The sequence below is a fragment of the Marinococcus sp. LNHM5E3-2.1 genome (assembly GCF_056034365.1).
This window is the reverse complement of record NZ_JBQLIB010000002.1, coordinates 52,733-69,515: the sequence shown is the minus strand read 5'-3', so window position 1 is coordinate 69,515 and position 16,783 is coordinate 52,733. Positions and strand designations below refer to the sequence as shown.

Here is a 16,783-nt window from a genome sequence, read left to right as displayed (position 1 = left end):
TCAGCTTATTTTAAAAGAACGAGAAATATTGATTGAGCGTAAAAAAGCACCGGAGCGGCTGCTCCGGTGCTTTTTGTATGATTAATCTTCTCCTTTTTTAATTTCACGCCCCTGCAGGTCGTATTCGCGGTAGCCGGTGTTGGCTTTGAAGAGCACTTTGTCGTAGCGTCCGGATCTCGACTCTTTGGAAACGAGTGTGCCGATCCAGCCGCCGAGAAAGCCGAGCGGTACGGATACGATCGCCGGGTTCGTGAGCGGGAAGATCGCCTGAGCGGAGATAAATGCGCTTCCGTCCGGGTTCATAACGTTCGGACTGATAATTACCAGACCGACTGCGCTGATCAGGCCGACCGCAATTGCGGTAATAGCTCCGTTTGTATTAAAGCGTCTCCAGTAAATCGTATACACAATAACAGGCAGGTTCGCACTGGCGGCCACACAGAACGCGAGTGCCACGAGAAAGGCTACGTTTAAGTTCTGGGCGAAAATCGCAAGTGCAATGGAAAGTACAGCCACTGTCAGTGAAGCAGTACGGGCTGCAACCACCTGCTCACGTTCGGAGACTTTCCCTTTTTTAATGATTTGTCCGTACAGGTCGTGGGCGAAGGCGCTGGCTCCGGAAAGCACGAGGCCTGCTACCACGGCGAGAATAGTTGCAAATGCTACGGCACAGACGAAGGAGAACAGCAGATCGCCGCCGAGCGCCTGGGCAAGAAGCGGTGCAGCCATGTTACCGGCCGGGTTGGCATCAATGATTTCTGTTCGACCGACAAAAATCGCTGCGCCAAAGCCTAAGCAGACGGTTAAGAGATAAAAGATACCAACAATCCAAGTAGCTGTAACAACCGAGCTCCGCGCTGTTTTCGCATCTTTAACAGTGAAAAAGCGCATGAGAATGTGTGGAAGACCGGCTGTACCAAGTACGAGTGCAATCATGAGAGACAGTGAATCAAGCGGCAGGTTATCCTGCTGTCCCGGATTCAGGAAATTGGTTCCGGCAGGTGTAGCCTGTCCTGCTTCCCGGAACATAGCAATGACGTTAAAGTTAAACTGCCAAAGAACCATGATGGAAATAATCAGTGTACCAATCATAAGTAGTACAGCTTTTGTGATCTGTACCCAGCTGGTGGCAGTCATGCCGCCAAACAGCACGTATGTGGTCATCATGACACCTACGAGAATAACGGCCCAAATGTATGGTATGCCAAAAAGCAGTTGAATTAAAGCTCCTGCCCCTACGAGCTGGGCAATCATGTAGAAAATGACAATGGTGATTGTACTGAATGCCGCTGCCCCGCGGATTTTTTTCGCATCGAAACGCGCATTCAGCATGTCAGCAAGTGTGTACTGGCCGAGGTTACGAAGCGGTTCAGCGACCACAAACATAACGACAAGGTAAGCAACTAAGTAACCGATGCTGAAAAGAAAACCGTCAAAGCCGTATAGGGCGATGGCACCGGCAATCCCGAGAAAGGAAGCAGCTGATAAGTAGTCCCCTGAAATCGCAAGGCCGTTCTGCCAGCCGGTCAGTCCGCCGCCGGCTGTATAGAAGTCACTGGCCGAGCTGGTTTTTTTCGCTGAAAAGTACGTAATAACAAGGGTGAGGCTGACAATTAGTAGAAATAGTGTTATGACCGTTGCATTCATGAATGATCCCCCTTAGCTTTGCGTTCTTCTTCTTCGATGATAGCTTCGGCGTCTTTATCAAATTTGGCGGATTTACGTACGTAAAGAATACAGAGCGTCCAGGTCATGGCAAACTGAGCAAATGCCAGTATCCACGCCCAGGTGATTGGTCCGATTGCTGAATTGTTCAGCACGTCCGAGGTAAGAATTAAAACCGGAAGAGCCAGGTAAAATAGCAGGAAGAACACCGTTAAGGGCGCAATAAATTTTCTTTTTTTCGACATGAGGTTTTTAAACTTAGGGTTTTCCACAGCTTCGGAATATTTCACTCCGCCGCCAGAGGTAAAGGTTTCGTTGGTTGCATCAGACTCTTTTTCGACAGGCATATTTTTTCCTCCTTTTTCAAATAAAATTCAATTAGCGTAAGGTAAGAGTATCAACAGAAACGACATGCAGCAGAAAGGAAGGAGACAAATTAAACTTATAATATGAAAGCGCTTCCGTCAATCGAAAATGTCAGAAAAAATCCAAAATTGTTGCATAACAGTAGGTTAGAAACATAAATTAGTTCGAAACTACTAGTTAATAATTCCGGCGACAAAAAATCTTTCATGAAAATAGGCTAAGACCGCGTTATTCGTTATAATAAGTCATGAACGAAAGGACGGGGTAATGGTGTGGGAAAAACAGTTTGAAAGTGAAAAATGGATCAAGCAGCAAATTGCTCAGTTGTACAACAGTGTGAACCAGGAGATGTACGATGTTGGGGTGAAAACGTTAAAGGTCGAGCTGTTACAGAACAAGTGTATTATTTTTGGGGAGCATAAAAGAGTGCCCGCGCTACGGGCGCTCGAACAGCACAATGAGGCTCTGACCAGCCAGGTGGATGCGGCACTGGTGGACGAATTCAAGAAGCGTCTGCATCATCTGCTGGTCCAGGAGCTGAATTTGCCGGTAAGAACTGTATTGAAGGATTTTGATCCTGTATCAGGGGCAGCGGCGACCGTTATTTACCTGGAAGAAAAATCGCGTTAGGTTATATGACATCCTTCCTTACAAGCTGCCTGGATGGAAGTAAAATAAATACAAATAGTTAAGAAGAAGACCTGCTGTAGACCGGCAGTTCTTCTCTTTCCATCCAGACGGAAGCTTGATTCCTGTTAGACGGGAATGAAGAGGCCGGAGAAACGCAGGAGCAGATACCTGTGCCTTTCTCCGGCTTTTTTTATAAAAGGAGCGAGATGCATGGACCATCTGCATGATATTATTCCGCAGCTTTCTGCAGGCGAAAAACAAATACTGGCAACGATTACGAATGTGGAGGGATCGGCGTACCGGAAGGAAGGCACGTCCATGCTGATAAAGGCAGACGGAAGCTCTGTGGGGATGCTGAGTTCGGGCTGCCTTGAAGGGGATCTGCATTGCCGGATTGAGGACGTGCATGCAGAGGGAGCACAAGTGGTTTCATATGACATGCGGGGCTATGAAGAGCTTTCCTGGGGAGAAGGCACGGGGTGCAACGGAGTGATTGAAGTGCTGCTTGAGCCGGTAACGGAGGAGCTAAAAGGCTCTATGCGCAGCATGCACGCTTTCGTGAAACAGGGAGAAGCAGTGCTGAGGTGGGCCACGACTGCAGAGAGCGGATGGTTCGTCTGCGGCGGGAAACCTGACGAAAAAACAGAACAGTTAGCCGGGCAGGCGGCTGTGATGAAGCGTGGGAGCGGCCGTTCTTCTGTTTCAGACAGCCGGGGCGAGAAAATATTTGTCCAGAAGATCCTGCCAAGACCGAGGCTGTTTATTTTCGGTGCCGGCCCGGATGCGCTTCCGCTTGTACAAATGGCGGCGCGGTGCCGGTACGAGGTAACGGTTCTCGACTGGCGCCCGGCCGCCCTGGAAACAGTCAGAAATGAGGTTCCGGAGGCCGGAAGGGTGCTCGGGTTTCCCCATGAATGGTGGTCAGAGACGGTGTTTCGCCGCGGAGACATAGCGGTGATTATGACTCATCATTTTGAAAGGGACAGGGAGGCGCTGACGCATCTTTTGCAGCAGCCAATGGCATATATTGGTGTACTCGGTTCAAAGGCGAGAACGAAACTCCTGCTGCAGACAGAGGTACTGCCGGAGATTGTTACAACCCCTATCGGTTTGTCGATCGGAGCAGAAGGCCCTGAAGAAATTGCGGTAAGCGTGATCGGAGAGCTGATTGCTCTTCAAAACGCCGCAAAAACTGGAGAGGTGATGGCATGAAAACGGCGGTAATTTATTTAGCAGCAGGGAAAAGCTCCCGCATGGGCCATAACAAACTCGAAAAACCGTGGAGAAATACGACGCTCGGGAGCAGTGCGCTGCAGCAGGTGCTAAAGAGCAGCGCAGAGGAAGTTATCGTCGTGACGAATCAGTCTGTATGGATAGATAACAGAATATTCGAACAAAATAAACGTCCGGTGCGTCTTGCAGCCAGTCCGCTGGCAGTGAAAGGGCAGGCATATTCCCTCCGGGCTGGAGTGAACGAAGCAGTACGTATTGGAGCGGAGGCGGTTCTCGTTGTACTTGCCGATCAGCCCGGTCTGACAGCGGAGACGATTGACCGGTTAATAGCGCAGGCACAGATACAGACGTGCGATTTTACCGGGATGTGGACCGGCAGGCATTACCAGCCGCCTATGCTGTTTAAAAAACAAATGTTTGCTGCTCTGCAGAGTGTGGAGGGTGACCGCGGGGCTGCTTCTATTCTGCGGAGGACGCATACGTGGACAGGAAGCCCGTACGTAGGCTTTAGGCAATTCGAGCAGCTTGACGTTGACACCGAGGAGGAATACAGATGGATGCTGCACACACACCAGTAACGCCGGTGGTATGGATGCCGGAAACGGTACAGGAAGCTTTTGCTCTGTATCAGGAACATTTTCCTGATGCGGAATGGATCGCCGGAGGCACGTGGCGGCAGGTCGAGCGGGAAAAAGGGAGGGCGTTTACCGGCAATGTGATCGTGCTTGAGCGTATATTCGGGCTCTCTTCTCTGCAGGAAGAAGAAAAGTACGTACGGATCGGAGCCTGTATGACACTCGAACAATTAATAGAGGAGCCGGTCATTTCCCGGGAAATACTGGGGGAAACGCTGCGGCGGATTGCTGCTCCAGCTGTACGTACGCGGGGCACCATCGGCGGCAACATTATGTACGGCCACGGAGATACCCTGCCGGCACTGATTGCGCTGCAGGCTGAGCTCGAAATCTGGAACGGGGAATCGTATGCCCGTATTCCAGTGGAAGAAGCAGCTTCCTATGACGGTATGTTTCTATTAACAGCTGTGCTGCTGCCAAAAACGCTGAAAAAAGGGCCGGACAGCATACACTTTTTTGAAAAAATCGGACGCAGGGAAGCATTCACTGCCTCGCTCCTTGCTGTAAGCGGCTGCGCCCGCAGGCAGGGAGACGGAAGCATGAGGGCGAGGCTTGCGTTAGTAGGCGGAAAAGACGCCCCGGTGCGGCTTCGCTATGCAGAAGCATGTGTGGCCGAATCCGGATGGACCCCGGAAGCGTTCTTTGAGGCTCTTGCAGCTGATTATCAGCCGGAGGATGAACCGTTTTCTTCAGGAAACTACCGCCTGCAGACGGCTGCCCACTTATTTTTATCCCACCTGTGGCTCGAAGATAATGCAGAAAAAGGAGGTGTGCATAAAACATGAAACAGCCAAAAAATCAGCGCCGGCCGGACGCTGTACCGAAAGTAACCGGAGCCTTGAAGTATTTAACCGACCGTTTTGAAGAAAATATGCTGATCGGAAAAGTGCTGCGAAGCGAATACCCGCATGCCCGTATTAAAAGAATCGATACATCAGCGGCCGAAGCGCTGGCGGGCGTTCATGCGGTGCTGACACATCATGATGTGCCGGGGTTAAACCGCTTTGGCATCGTTATGCCGGACCAGCCCGTATTTTGTGAAGACAGAGTACGCTATACGGGAGATGCAATAGCCGCAGTGGCAGCAGACTCAAAAGAAACGGCAGATCAGGCCCTGGCAGCTGTAGTAGTGGAATACGAGCCGCTGGCTGTGCTTGATTCGATCGGAAAAGCGCTGGCTCCCGAAGCGGAACAGCTGCACGAAAATGGGAACATCCTGCATGAAGCTTCCTATACACGCGGGGATCTGCAGGAGGGCTTTACGGGCTGTACCTGTATTGTCGAAGAGACGTATCAGCTGCCCCGTCAGATGCATGGCTATATGGAAACGGAGGGCGGGGTGGTTGTCCCGGAAAAAGATGGGAGCATTTCCGTATACATGGCTACACAGCACGGGTTTAAAGATCGTTTTCAGCTGTCGAGAATTCTGGACGCTCCGGAAGAGAAGATACGCATCATTTCAAGTCCAATCGGAGGGTCGTTTGGCGGCAAGGATGAGCTGAACCTGCAGCCGTACGGGGCCCTGCTGGCACTGAAAACAGGGCTTCCGGTGCGGGTGCATAACACCCGGGAAGAGTCGATACGGGCAGGATTGAAGCGCCACCCGATGACAATTACGATGCGGACAGGCGCTGATGATAGCGGACGCATACTCGTGCATGAAACAACTATTTATGCGGATACCGGGGCTTATGCCACACTTGGCCCGGCGATTCTGGACTTTGCTGTCGAGCATGCCAGCGGGCTGTATCCCATCCCAAACATTACGACCACCGGTGTTTCCGTGTTTACAAATAACGGTGTAGCTGGGGAATTTCGCGGTTTTGGCGGTAATCAGGTAACGTTTGCGCTTGAGGGGCAGATGGACCGGCTGGCAGAAAAGCTTGGAATGGAAGGAACGAAGCTGCGGGCCAAAAATATGAGAAAGCCTTCAGACGCCGGCCCGCTTGGTCAGGAAATTGCTCCGACGGACGGTGGACAAATGATACTTGAAGACGTCACCGCCTGGCAGCAGCTGCCGCTGAGTAATGCGGGAGAAACCCTCTGGGTGAAAAACGGCCGGGGCGGTGCTGTATCCATGCACGGGGGTGGTCTTGGCTATGGACGGCTGGACCCTTCTGGCGGGCGGCTTGCTCTTACAAAGGATGGAAAGCTTGAAGCTGCTTTCGGGTTTGAAGAATGCGGCCAGGGCATTACAGCCGTGATTGAAACGGTGATGAAAGACACATTTTCCTGTAAGGAAGAGGATATTGAAATAACAATCGGTGACACAAATAAAGTGCCGGTTTCAGGTTCAACGACCGCTTCACGCGGCACGAGTATGGTCTGGACAGCCGTGGAAAACATGAAGACCTCCTTTCGCAGACAGCTGCTTAGCGAAGCATCGAGAGTAACCGGTACGGCTGGAGCAGATTTATACCTGGAGGCAGGTGGCATTCATAAAAGAGGCGCAGAGCCCTCGCTCTTTTTAAGCTACAGGGCGCTGGCAGAATATGTACAGGACGGGGATATTGAGACGCATACGTCGTTTGATTTTCCGGTGACGCCGGATGAAGTTGACTCCGGTCATTATTTGTATTCCTTCGGCGGTGTGAGCGCAGAGGTAGAGGTAAACCTTTTAACCGGCACCGTGCGGGTGCTTGATTTGAAACAATCCGTATCGGCGGGGCCAGTCATGTATCCGCAGGGGTACAGGGGACAGATTGAAGGCGGCGGCATCATGGCGCTCGGGTACACGTTGATGGAGGACGCCGTGATGAACGGAGGGCACTATCAGACGGAAAACTTTGATACGTACTTGATGCCGGGGGTAAAGGACCTGCCGGATAATGTGACGGTAAAGCCGCGTGAAGAAGTGATGGAAGGGGACGTTTACGGACCAAGGGGCGTCGGGGAAATAGGAACAATTGCAGTGGCGCCGGCCATTGCGGAAGCTATTTACCAGGCCATTGGAGCCCGTCCGGAAAAGCTTCCTGTTTCCAGAGAGTGGGTACTGCAACAGATTCAGCAAAGGGGGCTTCTGCCTTGGAACAAACCAGAAAAGATGCCCGGGGGATAGAGAACCGGCAGGGCACATACGCGTGTACCTTCCGCGTAAACGGTGAAGAAGTGAGTGTCGATGCTTTTCCGATGGACCGGGTCGTCGACCTTTTAAGAGACCGGCTGCATGAAACAGGCACGAAAATTTCCTGCGGCATCGGCCGGTGCGGTGCATGTTCGATCTGGGTGGACGGCAGGCTCACAAGCTCGTGTCTGCTGCTTGCCTACCAGGTGGAAGGAAAAGAAGTGACGACTATCGAGGGCATGGGTACAGAGGAGCGCTGCAGTATAGTACAGGAGGCATTTATGAATGAAGGAGGCTTTCAGTGCGGCTACTGCACGCCGGGCATGATCATGGCCGCAGAGTCGCTGCTCAGGCATACGCCGGACCCGGACGATGAAGAGATCCGGGAAGGGCTGTCCGGAAACATATGCAGATGTACCGGCTACAGCGGCATTATCCGGGCAGTGAAAGCAGCCGCCGCCAATCTCCAGTAATAAATCAGGCCCGGGCTGCGCGCCCGGGCTTTTTGCATGCTTGCATAGATTAAAAAACCATACAAAAAGCCGGCATTCCCAAGCTTGCCGGCTTCCCCCTGTTATATCTTTATTTACGTTACTTTCCGAAGTGGTATAACGGTCTTGTATCTGCGGGACACAGTATCATACGCCTGCAAAAGCCTTCGCATCACTTCCACTTTCTTCTCTGAGTCGACGCCCTGATCCAGAATCGTACGGGATAACTCCATGAAGCTCTGATGCGGATCATCAGAAGATTCAAGCAATTCCACATAAAGCGTCTCATTTTTCTCCGACACTGCCATTCGCCCCCTCTTAACACTTTTTACACCATTGTCGAAAGGAAAAGTTCGTTACAGTTACCGTACCACGATATAAATTTGGAAGAAATGCTAAATAAGTAACAATTCTAATTACAGATAGCGTGCTTGAGGGGATTCCGGTCTGATAAGAGAGGCAGCAAATACAGGGCGCATTTATAGTATTGTACTAAAATATATGCGTTAAATGCTTTAGTATCAACACTTCACTGTTTTGGGTAAACACGGAATACAATAATCATAAAAAAGCGCAGGCGGGAACTAGGTCCCGCTTTCAAGAATAAAGGCCTATCTTTTTTTCAAGGTGTCTGAAAAGCATGCTGATACATAGTAAAATGTGAAAATACTGGTATATAAGTAATTTTGAGATAAAAAAATTAAAAAGTACGAGGAAAGTATTAAATATGTATTTTAAAGGACTATTTACCTGTTTTCACCTTTTTCTTTATCGAAAAAACCGATAATTGGAGGATTTTTGCACGCTGTTAATTTAAAAATAGCTGCTTTGGTTAAAATGTGCAAAAAATTTACAAATATTAGTGCTTTAGAGTGCTTTGAAAAGACGGCTCCAGAAGCAGAGCTTTTCAAGTAAACATTCATATGACTGATGTATATATAGTTATATTTAGTAATTGGAACATATTAATATATATAAGGAGTTAATTACTTCTTAACAGGTTTTTTCGCTTCCCAGCCGGAATAACGCGTGCTAAAATAATTTTTGTGTGAAATTTTCGGTAGGAAAGGGGGGAGAAATAATGGAATATATCTTGATGGCTTCATTGGCCTGGTTTATGGGTTATTTTCCACTGTTTGAAATTTACATTGCAGTACCTGCAGCGATGGGGGCAGGATTTGATCCTGTATCGGCTGTTTTGTGGGCGGCCGTGGGAAACTTCATGGCGGTGCCGACCGTGACGCTTTTTTATCGCCAGCTGGAGAGAGTCAGCTTTTTCTCCAATTGGATGAAAAAATTGGCCGGCAACCGGTTCCGGGGCAAAATAGAGCAGTACGGAGGCTGGGTTATTCTGCTGCTGGCGCCGATTGCAGGCGTCTGGGCCATTGCCGTGATTGCCAAAGCCATTGGCATGTCAAAGCGGACATTGTTTCTCTCCACCGGTACGAGTATTCTAATTTACGGCATTGCCATTGCCGGGTCGATGCAGCTTGGCCTCGGTTGGTTTTAAGGTTTAGAACAGCAAAAAGCCGGCAGCACGCACAATCATGCGGCTGCCGGCCTTTTCTATGATTAAATCATTTCTTCGCGGCGGTGTTTGTGCCCGCGCCGGTTGATCTGCCAAATCCGGTACAGGTTGGTAACGACCACTTTTAAGAGGGCGTACGCCGGTATAGCGAGAATCAACCCAAGCAGGCCGAACATGCTGCTTGCGAAAAGCAAAACGAAAATGACGGTGACGGGGTGCACCTTCAGCACACGTCCCATAACCTGCGGAGAGATTAGGTTGGATTCAAACTGCTGGATAACAACGACACCGAGAATAACGAGCAGCGCGGTAATCGGGGATTGAAATAACCCGACGATTACGGCTGGTATGGTGCCGATAAACGGTCCGACAAATGGAACGAGGTTCGTCAGCATACAGATGATGCCGAGAATGAGCACGTAGTCGAGACCGATAATCCAGAAAAGGATCATGGAAAGAATACCCACGATAAAGCTGACGGTAATCTGTCCCTGAATATAGTTCGCAAGCGCACGGTCCATATCCTGTAAAATTTTGTGTACCTCCGGGCGATGTTCACGATCCACAAATTTCAGCATAAAGCCTGGAAGCTTATGGCCTTCGCGCAGAATATAGAAAAGCACAAACGGAATAACAAACAGGATAACAAAGAAACTGACGATGGCACTCCCTATTGTAACTATTGTTGAAACAAGCGAATCCGTGATCGTACTGGCTGAATTCTGCAGCTGGGAGCCAAGAGAATCCATAGAGATGTCATTCCCCTGCATTATTGGCTGTATAGCCGGATGGTTCTGGTTGTTCATGATAAAGGACTGTACCTGTTCAAAGTAGCGGGGAATCTGGTTGATCAGCTGATTAAACTGGCTGGCAATAATCGGGCCGATTAAATTTATAATCAAAGCAATGACACCGACAAGCACACCGTACAAAAGCAGGATGGACAATGAACGGGGTATGTACTTGGAGATCATAGTAACAAACGGCCGGAACAAATAGCTTAAAATGCCGGAAATAATAATGGGAGCGGCGAGCGTTCCTACTAATACGAATAAGGGCTGAAAAATATAGTCTACCTGCCGGGCCATAAAGGCAATGGCTAAAAAAACCAGTATACCTAACGATACACGAAACCATTTGTATTGGTACATGTTTTACAATCACCACTCTTTTCTTAATAAGGGATAAACGAAAATCAAGACGTTTGTACACGTTCCCTTCATTATACAGGCGGAAACATAAAACTGTACTTAATGGGAGCAAAATTTTTCTAAAAAAGCATAAAAAAGCACCCGTCCCGAATGGGAACAGGTGCCGTATTCTGCTTTACTGAGTGGCGGAGGTGGCGGAAAGATCTTTTAATTCCGGAGTCAGTACTTCTTCCGTTTCCGGGCTGAAGAAGTGGCAGCGGTCCATATTGAAGAAAAGGTCGAGTTTGTCTCCGGCATGAATGCTGCTGTTCGCATCCACGCGGGCAATAACCTGTTTGCCGTTAACGCTGGTGTAAAGCATGGACTCTGCCCCGTTCATTTCAGCTACTTCAATATCAAGGTTCAGTTTATTTTTCGAGGAAGTAGTACCACCCATTACATGGTGGATGTCTTCCGGACGAATGCCGAAGGTTACTTTTTCATCTGCAAATCCGCGGTCCCGCAGCGTCTGCATTTTGTTTTCCGGGATTTCAAGCTTATGTTCGCCAAGTTCAAGGATATTGCCGTTGATCTGTCCCTCGAGGAAGTTCATCGCTGGTGAGCCGATGAAACCGCCTACAAAAACGTTAGCAGGGTGATCGTATACTTCTTTAGGAGAGCCTACCTGCTGCACCACGCCGTCTTTCATAATAACGATACGGGTCGCCATGGTCATAGCCTCTGTCTGGTCGTGCGTTACATAAACCGTTGTACTGTTTAAGCGGCGGTGAAGCTTAATGATTTCTGTACGCATCTGTACACGAAGCTTCGCATCCAGGTTGGAAAGCGGCTCGTCCATCAGAAATACTTTAGGGTCGCGGACGATGGCACGTCCAAGAGCAACACGCTGACGCTGACCACCGGAGAGCGCTTTTGGTTTACGGTCAAGGTAGTCTGTCAGCCCGAGGATATCGGCTGCGTTTTTTACACGCTGGTCAATGTCATCTTTTTTGAACTTACGGAGCTTCAGGCCAAAAGCCATATTGTTGTATACGTTCATGTGCGGATACAGGGCGTAGTTCTGGAACACCATCGCGATATCGCGGTCTTTTGGAGAAACGTCGTTGACGCGCTCATCTCCGATATATAAATCGCCGTCCGTAATATCCTCGAGTCCGGCAATCATGCGGAGAGTAGTGGATTTCCCGCAACCCGAAGGGCCGACGAAAACGATAAATTCCTTGTCCTCAACATCAAGATTAAAATCATCTACTGCAGTAACGTCACCATCGTATGTTTTTGTAATGTGATTCATGCGGATACCAGCCATAATAAGTTCGCTCCTTTTGAAGAAGGTTTATGTTATCTGTTGCTTATATTAAAGAAAACGCTTACAGATTAATATAGACAACCTGAACAAAGTTAACAAAAGAAATGTTGTGCAAGGTGAATAGAAAGGCGCAGGGTGTTTGATCACCATCCCTGACGGCTCGTCGGTTTCAGACGGATTGAGACGAAGTCACAAACGCTCTGAAATCACGAACGGACGGGGATGGTAACACCCGGAGCTGGACAAAGAAAGGCGCAGGGTGTTTATTTAAATGATGTTCGATTAACATCGCTACATCCTGCAGCGACATCGAACTGACCGGCGTCATGCCGGCTAGCTGCGTAAAAATCCGCCTTCGGAGTGGATAACCTGGCCGACGATCCAGTCCGACTCGTCTGACAACAGAAAGGCGATTGCTTTGGCTGCGTCTTCCGGCTGTCCAATCCGACCTTTACTGAATTTTTTCGACAGCTCTTTTTCCATAGCCGGATCCATCCATCCGGTGTTCGTCGGCCCCGGATTGACGGCGTTAACGTTGATATCATACGGTGCGAGCTCGGCAGCCAGGGATTCGGTAAATGCCCGCACCGCTGCTTTCGTAGATACGTAGGCAATTTCGTTTACCATCGGTCCGAGATCCTGTCCGGAGGTCAGGTTTACGATCTTTCCGGTGATACCAAAATCAATCCACCGCTGGGCGATTTTCGTGGTAAGCAGAAAGGGGGTACGCATATTAACGTAATAATGCTCATCAAGCGATTCCCCGTTCAGGCGCTCGTAGCTGTCGTTGGCTGAATAGGCAGCATTATTGACGAGTGCGGTTGGAAACAGCGGCAGCTCGTTCAGCTGATCGAGGAGTTCATCCGGCGCGCCCGGATTCGAGAAATCGGCTTCGATATAATAAATTTCGATGCCCTGGTTTTCGAGATGCAGTTTAAATTCTGCCGCCCAGTCGATGTCTGAGCCCCAGGTAGTGAAAATAATATTTTCTCCCCGCTCGGCAAGCAGACGGCAGACGGCAGCACCGATGCCCTGATCATGGCTCACGCCGGTTACTAGTGTTGTCATGGTATCGTCCTCCTTGAGCTTCTCTTCTTTTAAATATGAAGGAAAAACGCCGATAAAGTAAACTAAAAACTAGTTTGCAGAAGAGGATTTTTCTGCTAAAATAATAAAAAATGTTTGTGATCACAGATCACAAAGGGGCGAGTGCTGTGAATCAACCATCTTTGCATGTGTCAACGTTACGTACAGAAGTGTACAAACTGCTGAAGCAGCAGATCATTCAGGGAGAGCGGCGGCCTGGCGAGAAGGTGACCATCCGGCAGATTGCCGGGGAGTTCGGGGTGAGCACAATGCCGGTCCGGGAAGCGATTACGACGCTGAAAACAGAAGGCTTTTTGTTTGAAGAAAAACGGAGTGTCTATGTGAGCCGTCTGTCTGCCAGTGAAGTCCGCGAGCTGTTTGCCATCCGCAATAAACTCGAAGAACTGGCAGTGGCATGGGCCTTTGAACAGATGAATGAAGAGAACCTGCGCAGGCTTCAGGAGCGAATCGCCGAAATGGACCGGTACGCTTCGGATCCAATGGAGTGGCGGAAGCAAAATCGGCTGTTTCACCAGATCTGGTACGAGGCCTCCCGCTCCGAGCCACTGATAAAATCGCTCGAATACGTATGGAGCCGTATTGAAGCATACATGAACATCTATACAAATATTGATTCCGACGTGCATTCGATTCATATGTCGCAGGACGAACACAAGCAGATGCTTGCTCTGCTGCAGGAGAATAAGCGCGAAGAACTGCTTCAGCTGAACGGAGAGCACGCGGAAAAAACGGCCGAAGCCATTATCCAGGCCATTTCCGAGGAGGATTCGACAAATGAATAAACAGGAAGCGTTTATGAATAAGAAGCTGCGGCTCGAGCCTACGATGAACGGGAATCTTTCCGGCTATACGTTTGCAGTGAAAGACGTGTTCGCGGTTCACGGCGAAAAAACGTCTGCGGGCCACCCGGAATGGCTTCGAACCCACCCGGAAAACACAGCTAATGCGCCGGCAATTGAACGCCTGCTTCGGAGCGGGGCTGCGCTGACCGGAACGACCATCAGCGATGAATTAATGTACAGCCTGCACGGCGACAACGTGCATTACGGCATGCCGGTCAATCCAGCCGACCCGGAAGCAATACCAGGAGGGTCCTCGAGCGGATCGGCCTCAGCGGCAGCGGCCGGCAGCGTCGATTTTGCCCTTGGTACGGATACAGGCGGCTCGGTGCGCGTGCCCTCCTCCTACTGCGGCCTGTACGGCATACGCCCGACGCACGGGGCCGTATCGCTTGAAGGCGTCGTGCCGCTCGCTCCGAGCTTTGACACTGTCGGCTGGATGAGCAGAGACCCCGGGGTTTTACAGCAGGTAGGAGAAGCGCTCCTTCCGGCGGGAGAAGAAGAAACCCCGTACCGGACGATCTGGTGGGAGGAAGAGGCGTGGAAGGAATATGCCGATGAATACAAGAAGTCGCTTGGAAAAGTATTTTCCGCCGTGCAGGCGCAGGCCGAAACACTGAATGAAAACAGGCTGGCGGAAGACTCGCTCGCAGAATGGGCTGAAGTTTTTCGGCTGCAGCAGGCAGTGGAAATTGGAGAAATGCATCGGGAATGGATCAGGGAGTATAAGCCGTCGTTTGGACCCGGTGTCCGGGACCGGTTTGCGTTTGCCGCAGACACCCGGCGGGAGGATTATCCCCACATATTTGAAAAACGGAAACAATTGCAGGAGGAGGTGCAGCAAAGGCTGGGACAAGACACGGTGATGGTTATTCCGACTGTGCCCGGACCGGCCCCGAAAATTCATGCCGGGGAAGAGGAGATACAGGCGGTGCGGAAACGCACGATGCAGCTGACCTGTATTGCGGGTATCGGCGGGCTGCCGCAGGTAACTATTCCAGTGGAAATGCCGGGAAAAGCTCCGATCTCGATTTCAATTATCGCCAATCGGAACGATGATCGCCGGCTCCTGTCATTTGTCCAGCATGTCGTCCACCGTCTTCAGCATACTGATTTATAAAAGGAGCGATTATCATGATTTCATTTGATCCGCACCATCATCCATATGCATCCTACCGCACGCCGACGTACGGTAAAAAAGGCATGGTGGCTACGTCACAGCCGCTTGCTTCCCAGGTAGGTCTCGACATTTTAAAAAAAGGAGGCAACGCTGTGGATGCAGCTGTTGCTGTAGCAGCAAGTCTGACCGTACTCGAGCCGACATCCAACGGGATTGGCGGTGATGCCTTTGCGCTCGTCTGGATGGACGGCGAGCTCCATGGCCTGAATGCCAGCGGCTATGCGCCGGAGGAGCTTTCGATCGACGGGCTGTATAAAGACGGCTACGATGAAATGCCAAAACGGGGACCGGTACCGATTACGGTGCCAGGAGCGCCGGCTGCGTGGGCAGAGCTGTCCCGTGCTTTCGGTAGGCTTCCGTTTTCAGAATTGATCGCTCCAGCTGTGGCTTACGCTGAGGAAGGCTATCCGGTAGCATCCACGCTGGCAACGCTGTGGGCGTCCGCCTTTGAAACACTGGAGCAAGAGCTCGATCCGACAGTGTTTGCCGACTGGAGCCGGGTGTTCGCTCCGGAGGGCCGCACCCCGGCTGCGGGAGAGCTATGGAACTCCAAAGAGCATGCGGAGACGTTAAAGGAAATTGCTGAAACAAATGCAGAATCGTTTTACCGCGGAGACCTGGCGAAGAAAATAGACACTTACATGAAAGAGCAGGGCGGCTATCTGCGCTCCAAGGATCTGGCGCTGTACAAGCCGGAGTGGGTGAAGCCGATCTCGGTGCACTACAAAGGATATGACGTCTGGGAAATTCCGCCGAACGGCCAGGGGATTGTTGCTTTAATGGCTCTGAACATATTGAAGGGGTATGATTTTCAGGAGCGCGACAGCGTCAACACCCTTCATCATCAAATGGAGGCGATGAAGCTTGCATTTGCGGACGGAGAAAAATATGTCGCCCATCCGGACGCCATGACCCGGACCACCGAAGAGCTGCTCTCGGATGCGTATGGAGAGACCCGGCGCGGTGAAATTGGAAATGAAGCGATGGTGCCCGAAGCAGGAGATCCGCACAGCGGAGGCACAGTGTACCTGGCAGCTGCTGACGGGGACGGCAATATGGTTTCATTTATCCAGAGCAATTACATGGGCTTCGGCTCAGGAATGGTGGTGCCGGAGACCGGAATCGCCCTTCACAACCGGGCGCACAATTTTTCCATGGATGACAGGCACGCCAATGGGCTGATGCCCGGAAAACGGCCGTATCATACGATTATTCCCGGTTTTTTGACTAAGGGCAGTGAACCCGTGGGACCGTTCGGGGTGATGGGGGAATTCATGCAGCCCCAGGGCCATATGCAGATGATCATGAATACTATTGATTTCGGTCTTCATCCGCAGGCGGCCCTGGATGCACCGAGATGGCAGTGGAAGCGGGATAAGCTGATTACAGTGGAGCCTGACTTCTCCGCGGCAGCCGCTCAGGCGCTGAACCGGAAAGGCCATACGGTGAAAATAGAAACAGAATCCTCGAGCTTTGGCCGTGGACAGATTATATGGAGAGATCCGGAAACTGGAGTACTCTGCGGGGGAAGCGAATCCCGCACAGACGGCAACGTAGCTGCCTGGTAATAAAGAGAGAAGAGGTG

At 50.6% G+C, this 16,783-nt stretch carries 16 protein-coding genes; 10 read left to right on the top strand and 6 right to left on the bottom strand.

The window, feature by feature from the left end; all coding sequences use genetic code 11:
- Positions 1-81: 81 nt before the first annotated feature.
- Complete coding sequence (locus ACTRXH_RS04575; RefSeq protein ID WP_474280843.1) at positions 82-1,647, bottom strand: solute symporter family protein; 1,566 nt, start codon at positions 1,645-1,647, stop codon at positions 82-84.
- Entirely contained in the window at positions 1,644-2,012 is a 369-nt protein-coding gene (locus ACTRXH_RS04570) for a DUF485 domain-containing protein (protein ID WP_474261573.1), read from the bottom strand. Before ACTRXH_RS04570 ends, ACTRXH_RS04575 begins: the two co-directional genes overlap by 4 nt.
- Before the next feature lie 286 nt (positions 2,013-2,298).
- On the opposite strand from ACTRXH_RS04570, the gene ACTRXH_RS04565 reads away from it, so the two are divergent.
- From ACTRXH_RS04565 to ACTRXH_RS04540, 6 genes are all read left to right on the top strand, one after another.
- The gene (locus ACTRXH_RS04565) at positions 2,299-2,661 is read left to right on the top strand and encodes a Na-translocating system protein MpsC family protein (RefSeq protein ID WP_474280841.1); all 363 of its coding nucleotides are present in this window, start codon (positions 2,299-2,301) and stop codon (positions 2,659-2,661) included.
- A gap of 210 nt (positions 2,662-2,871) precedes the next feature.
- The gene (locus ACTRXH_RS04560; RefSeq protein WP_474280839.1) at positions 2,872-3,873 is read left to right on the top strand and encodes an XdhC family protein; all 1,002 of its coding nucleotides are present in this window, start codon (positions 2,872-2,874) and stop codon (positions 3,871-3,873) included.
- A complete protein-coding gene (locus ACTRXH_RS04555) occupies positions 3,870-4,472 on the top strand; it encodes a nucleotidyltransferase family protein (protein ID WP_474280837.1) in 603 nt (200 codons plus the stop codon). Before ACTRXH_RS04560 ends, ACTRXH_RS04555 begins: the two co-directional genes overlap by 4 nt.
- Positions 4,448-5,314, top strand: coding sequence for an FAD binding domain-containing protein (locus tag ACTRXH_RS04550; protein ID WP_474280835.1), 867 nt, complete (start codon positions 4,448-4,450; stop codon positions 5,312-5,314). The genes ACTRXH_RS04555 and ACTRXH_RS04550 overlap by 25 nt, the downstream gene beginning before the upstream one ends.
- The gene (gene pucD, locus ACTRXH_RS04545; protein WP_474280833.1) at positions 5,311-7,587 is read left to right on the top strand and encodes a xanthine dehydrogenase subunit D; all 2,277 of its coding nucleotides are present in this window, start codon (positions 5,311-5,313) and stop codon (positions 7,585-7,587) included. The genes ACTRXH_RS04550 and pucD overlap by 4 nt, the downstream gene beginning before the upstream one ends.
- A complete protein-coding gene (locus tag ACTRXH_RS04540) occupies positions 7,584-8,066 on the top strand; it encodes a (2Fe-2S)-binding protein (RefSeq protein WP_474281103.1) in 483 nt (160 codons plus the stop codon). Before pucD ends, ACTRXH_RS04540 begins: the two co-directional genes overlap by 4 nt.
- A gap of 113 nt (positions 8,067-8,179) precedes the next feature.
- On the opposite strand, the gene ACTRXH_RS04535 is transcribed toward ACTRXH_RS04540, so the two are convergent.
- Positions 8,180-8,392 (bottom strand): hypothetical protein, encoded by a 213-nt coding sequence (locus tag ACTRXH_RS04535; RefSeq protein ID WP_474280831.1) that lies wholly within the window; start codon positions 8,390-8,392, stop codon positions 8,180-8,182.
- Between the two features lie 773 nt (positions 8,393-9,165).
- Here ACTRXH_RS04535 and ACTRXH_RS04530 point away from each other — a divergent pair.
- Positions 9,166-9,594 carry a small multi-drug export protein gene (locus tag ACTRXH_RS04530; protein ID WP_474280829.1) on the top strand — a complete coding sequence of 143 codons (429 nt, stop codon included), beginning with the start codon at positions 9,166-9,168 and terminating at the stop codon, positions 9,592-9,594.
- 62 nt (positions 9,595-9,656) lie between these two features.
- On the opposite strand, the gene ACTRXH_RS04525 is transcribed toward ACTRXH_RS04530, so the two are convergent.
- The 3 genes from ACTRXH_RS04525 to ACTRXH_RS04515 all read right to left on the bottom strand — a co-directional run bounded on the left by ACTRXH_RS04525 (position 9,657) and on the right by ACTRXH_RS04515 (position 13,140).
- Complete coding sequence (locus ACTRXH_RS04525) at positions 9,657-10,763, bottom strand: AI-2E family transporter (RefSeq protein WP_474280827.1); 1,107 nt, start codon at positions 10,761-10,763, stop codon at positions 9,657-9,659.
- Positions 10,764-10,938: 175 nt separating this feature from the next.
- A complete protein-coding gene (locus tag ACTRXH_RS04520) occupies positions 10,939-12,072 on the bottom strand; it encodes an ABC transporter ATP-binding protein (RefSeq protein ID WP_474280825.1) in 1,134 nt (377 codons plus the stop codon).
- A gap of 333 nt (positions 12,073-12,405) precedes the next feature.
- Entirely contained in the window at positions 12,406-13,140 is a 735-nt protein-coding gene (locus tag ACTRXH_RS04515) for an SDR family oxidoreductase (RefSeq protein ID WP_474280823.1), read from the bottom strand.
- A 146-nt stretch (positions 13,141-13,286) separates the two neighbouring features.
- On the opposite strand from ACTRXH_RS04515, the gene ACTRXH_RS04510 reads away from it, so the two are divergent.
- The 3 genes from ACTRXH_RS04510 to ggt are packed head-to-tail and all read left to right on the top strand — an operon-like array spanning position 13,287 to position 16,766.
- Positions 13,287-13,961: a GntR family transcriptional regulator gene (locus tag ACTRXH_RS04510; RefSeq protein WP_474280821.1), complete on the top strand. Its 675-nt coding sequence runs from the start codon at positions 13,287-13,289 to the stop codon at positions 13,959-13,961.
- Complete coding sequence (locus tag ACTRXH_RS04505) at positions 13,954-15,138, top strand: amidase (protein ID WP_474280819.1); 1,185 nt, start codon at positions 13,954-13,956, stop codon at positions 15,136-15,138. Before ACTRXH_RS04510 ends, ACTRXH_RS04505 begins: the two co-directional genes overlap by 8 nt.
- Positions 15,139-15,152: 14 nt before the next feature.
- A complete protein-coding gene (ggt, locus tag ACTRXH_RS04500) occupies positions 15,153-16,766 on the top strand; it encodes a gamma-glutamyltransferase (protein WP_474280817.1) in 1,614 nt (537 codons plus the stop codon).
- The last annotated feature ends 17 nt before the right edge of the window (positions 16,767-16,783 follow it).

Coding starts and splice junctions, on each gene's coding strand:
- ACTRXH_RS04570 (WP_474261573.1), bottom strand. CDS start 2,012: ATGCCTGTCGAAAAAGAGTCTGATGCAACCAACGAAACCTTTACCTCT.
- ACTRXH_RS04515 (WP_474280823.1), bottom strand. CDS start 13,140: ATGACAACACTAGTAACCGGCGTGAGCCATGATCAGGGCATCGGTGCT.
- ggt (WP_474280817.1), top strand. CDS start 15,153: ATGATTTCATTTGATCCGCACCATCATCCATATGCATCCTACCGCACG.
- ACTRXH_RS04520 (WP_474280825.1), bottom strand. CDS start 12,072: ATGGCTGGTATCCGCATGAATCACATTACAAAAACATACGATGGTGAC.
- ACTRXH_RS04535 (WP_474280831.1), bottom strand. CDS start 8,392: ATGGCAGTGTCGGAGAAAAATGAGACGCTTTATGTGGAATTGCTTGAA.
- ACTRXH_RS04575 (WP_474280843.1), bottom strand. CDS start 1,647: ATGAATGCAACGGTCATAACACTATTTCTACTAATTGTCAGCCTCACC.
- ACTRXH_RS04555 (WP_474280837.1), top strand. CDS start 3,870: ATGAAAACGGCGGTAATTTATTTAGCAGCAGGGAAAAGCTCCCGCATG.
- ACTRXH_RS04550 (WP_474280835.1), top strand. CDS start 4,448: ATGGATGCTGCACACACACCAGTAACGCCGGTGGTATGGATGCCGGAA.
- ACTRXH_RS04565 (WP_474280841.1), top strand. CDS start 2,299: ATGGTGTGGGAAAAACAGTTTGAAAGTGAAAAATGGATCAAGCAGCAA.
- ACTRXH_RS04530 (WP_474280829.1), top strand. CDS start 9,166: ATGGAATATATCTTGATGGCTTCATTGGCCTGGTTTATGGGTTATTTT.
- ACTRXH_RS04525 (WP_474280827.1), bottom strand. CDS start 10,763: ATGTACCAATACAAATGGTTTCGTGTATCGTTAGGTATACTGGTTTTT.
- ACTRXH_RS04560 (WP_474280839.1), top strand. CDS start 2,872: ATGGACCATCTGCATGATATTATTCCGCAGCTTTCTGCAGGCGAAAAA.
- pucD (WP_474280833.1), top strand. CDS start 5,311: ATGAAACAGCCAAAAAATCAGCGCCGGCCGGACGCTGTACCGAAAGTA.
- ACTRXH_RS04505 (WP_474280819.1), top strand. CDS start 13,954: ATGAATAAACAGGAAGCGTTTATGAATAAGAAGCTGCGGCTCGAGCCT.